At 36.8% G+C, this 3,310-nt stretch carries 2 protein-coding genes; both read right to left on the bottom strand.

What is annotated here, in order from left to right:
- Nucleotides 1–178: 178 nt before the first annotated feature.
- Complete coding sequence (locus Q0L68_RS18485; RefSeq protein ID WP_296705732.1) at nucleotides 179–751, bottom strand: hypothetical protein; 573 nt, start codon at nucleotides 749–751, stop codon at nucleotides 179–181.
- 3 nt (nucleotides 752–754) lie between these two features.
- Nucleotides 755–2,380, bottom strand: a complete 1,626-nt coding sequence (locus Q0L68_RS18480; protein WP_296705731.1) for a hypothetical protein — start codon at nucleotides 2,378–2,380, stop codon at nucleotides 755–757.
- Between the last annotated feature and the right edge of the window lie 930 nt (nucleotides 2,381–3,310).

Genomic DNA, 3,310 nt, shown 5'->3' with positions numbered 1-3,310 from the left:
TTGGTTAGAGCATCTGACTGTTAATCAGAGGGTCCAAGGTTCAAGTCCTTGAGGAGGAGCCAAATTAAAAAAGAGGTCATTTTTGACCTCTTTTTTTGTTTTCGCACCATTACCCCCCCCCTCTATTCCCATTAAAACCGATATTTCAGAAGTGAAGGGGGTGGTTGCAACTTCGAAATCAAGATTTTCTCTTTTTACCTTTTGAGTTATCTTCAGGAAATGGCCGGCCCATTAGGCTTCCCAGTTCTACTTTTTCGGGAATTCCTCCGGGAAAACGAGAATATTTTAAAAGCTCCTCTTTTTCCTTCTCCCATTCAAAATAATTAAACTTTTGATTTTCGGTTGCCATTGCTGCAGTCATGCCTCCAGCATTAATAGCACTTAAAAACAGACCCATTAATATAGGTGTTCCTCCATACCCTCCTATGGTCATCATAATGGCATTGGGAATCATAGGCAATAGTCCTCCAGCTACATAAGAATTTGGGGCGTGTGCAATTATTTTGCCGTACGTAACCTGAGCTAAAGGTTTACTAAAAGCTTGATTATCTACTAACACCACGATACTATCATTTCTTACACCTATCAGTTCGCCTGTCAATGTTTTCCCATCCGCTATTATCGTGATATATCCTCCATAAAGATCTCTCTCTAGGTCAGTTCGCTTAGGCACAGCTCCTTCGGGAGCCAAGATGATATTGGAAGTACATGAATTTAAGACCATCAAGAGAATCGCAGTAATCCGTTTCATATTTTATTGCTTTCCAGTATTTGCATATTTACTATTCCAGAATATCGACTCCATTTCAATTTCATTCTGCTTATAAATTGAAGCTATCTTTTTGAGGAAAGAGGAAGGAAATAACATAGCCCATTTCACTCTGGCAAAATTCTCCTCTTTCAGCCATTCTTCCCGCATCCATTCTATGTAATAGCCCTGACTTTCCAAAAAATACTGCTGACTTGGACTAGACTCTACAGGAAAAGAAATCCGAAATTCGTCACCGGGGAAAGTCACAAGGTATTGTGTCGTATCATTGATCCTACTTAATGAAAAATCATCCAAAGATTTTTTTGCTAATACTTTATCAGGTTGAATTCTTTGAGGAATTACCTCTCCTTGGATACTTGCTAGATTAACCATATTGATTCGCCAAAGTCCTTTGGTTAACCTAAGCCGAATTTGCAATTTTTCAGAATTTACTTTAGGCAAAGGGATCAAGTGGGAATCGGAGGCGATAGGACCGGATTCGGTAATCTCTTCGACCTTATTCCAGTTTCCTTTCTCGTCCCGAATAGCCACCTCTATACCTCCCAACATTTCGTACATTTTACTAACCCGCTTTTGGTATTTGGGCTTATGGGTTTCCATAGCGCTGATCAAATAGCTGGTATTATTTCCAGAAAAGGCTAGCATTTGATAAAAAAGGAAAGTAGTCATCAAAGACTGCCTTTTATCAATAATCAACCCATTTAATCCTTGGAAGCTGTCGAATTCCAATAAGATTTCTTCTTTGCTTGCGAGATTTATAGAATCAGCCAAGCTATACCATTCCTTTTCGTCAAGATTTGTCAGTTCCTCCAAAATCGAAGTAGAATTATACACTGCCTTTTGGGGTGCCGCGACACTATCTACTTCGAAAAACCTAGCATTTCTAGCCTCATAAACCATGTTTTCCGGAGCTTTGTCGCAAACCAATAAATTAACAGACTTGATCATATGCGTCTCGAGAGCCTCATTTTTCATGGTAATTTCTATAGGGCCTGAAGCAAAAGAAAAATTAAAACGATCCACATCTCTTTCCTCGAGGGATTGACTGATGCTGGAAGAGAACCCCTCTGCTACAAGCTTTTCCCCTTCGGTATATTGTACATAGAAGGTAGGACATGAACCAAAACAAGATTTGGGGTTAACAATACAGGATATAGCAACAGGGACGGTCAGAACAGAAGTAACTACCATGGCAGTGACTCCGGGGTTTCTTCCTTTGTCATTGGTCTCCACGATCACAATATCATCATAGGGAATCCTGAATTTCTGAAGACTTTGTATAGAACTGGGATATGCAGAGGGGGCTTCTACCTGCTTGTTCGAAATGGGATTTCTATTCTGATCAAGGTGAGTTCCCATTCCTTCGATAAACCGCATCGATTCTTCCGCTTTCCATTTATTGAGCACATACAGCTCCCCATTTTTCATATGAACTTTCAAATACTCTCTTTTGGGGTTTAACTTTTTAGCATTTTCCACTTCTATTAATTCTCTCGATATCTTTTGTGTGGTGCATTGCTGAAACTGAAAACTAACAATCAATCCAAGAATCCAAATGACAATTCTCAATCTCTCTAAAAAACATTCTCTTGGAAATATCAATTTCATACCGATAGTATTAAGCTTCAAATAAATTTACTATAACTTTCTGTACAAGAGTGTTTTATAGTAATAATTATTCGCAATAAATACTAATTTTCGAATTAATATTTGCAAGAAATAATTAAGTGATTCCAATTAAACCTTGGCCATTGGCATTCTTAAGGTTAAAGAACTTGCCAGTCTGAGCCAACTCCATTTTTTATTCATTCATCAAAATCGAAGACCCTTTAACGAAGGACCTATTTGGTCAAATAAGAAGATTTTTTCCTTTTTGAAGCTTTGACTTCTTCATCCATCTTCATCCAGGATGAAAAAGAAAAGGAGTAAAAAAATACAGAAAGAATTGAAGACTGATCTTGCCTGAAATTATATGACTAAGTATCGAGTATTAAAATTGACTTAGCTATATACTTTATTAAAAAAGACTTCAAACAAACACCCAGGTGAAAGTCTTTATCTAGTTTTTAATAGATGATTTTTAGTAATCCTTTTATTACAAGTAAGTAAAATCAATTAAATAAGGGTTTGAATTAAGTGATTGATTTTGAATCTCTTTTAAAATCAAAAATACCCTACTCCAGTTACAATCATCATTAATAGGAGGAGCAAAACCTGAAACGAAAGTGTTAGGATTTTTTGTTTAACCAATATCAATCCATCATTTAAGGCAAGACCAGATACTTTGTTATTGAATCGATAAAGTGTTTGAGCCGCTATACCTCAACCTTTAATATGGGTTATTGGACTATCTGATTTGGCGTTATTGAAATTAGCTTTTTGTTAATCGCTACTTCAGTTTTAACTTATGCCAATGAAAAAATTTATCTTTCTTCTCCTCATTCTTTCCCCTTATTATTCTTTTAGCCAAACTGTCTGCACACTAGAAAACAAAGCCAAATTGGAGGAAACGCTAAATGAACTTGCTCAACAAGGTCT

The sequence above is a fragment of the Algoriphagus sp. genome (genome assembly GCF_024642405.1).
GTDB lineage: Bacteria > Bacteroidota > Bacteroidia > Cytophagales > Cyclobacteriaceae > Algoriphagus.
This window is presented reverse-complemented; position numbering and strand designations above follow the sequence as displayed.

What these genes read in the sequence shown, in the direction of transcription:
- Q0L68_RS18480 (WP_296705731.1), bottom strand. Translation starts at nt 2,380, where the DNA reads ATGAAATTGATATTTCCAAGAGAATGTTTTTTAGAGAGATTGAGAATT.
- Q0L68_RS18485 (WP_296705732.1), bottom strand. Translation starts at nt 751, where the DNA reads ATGAAACGGATTACTGCGATTCTCTTGATGGTCTTAAATTCATGTACT.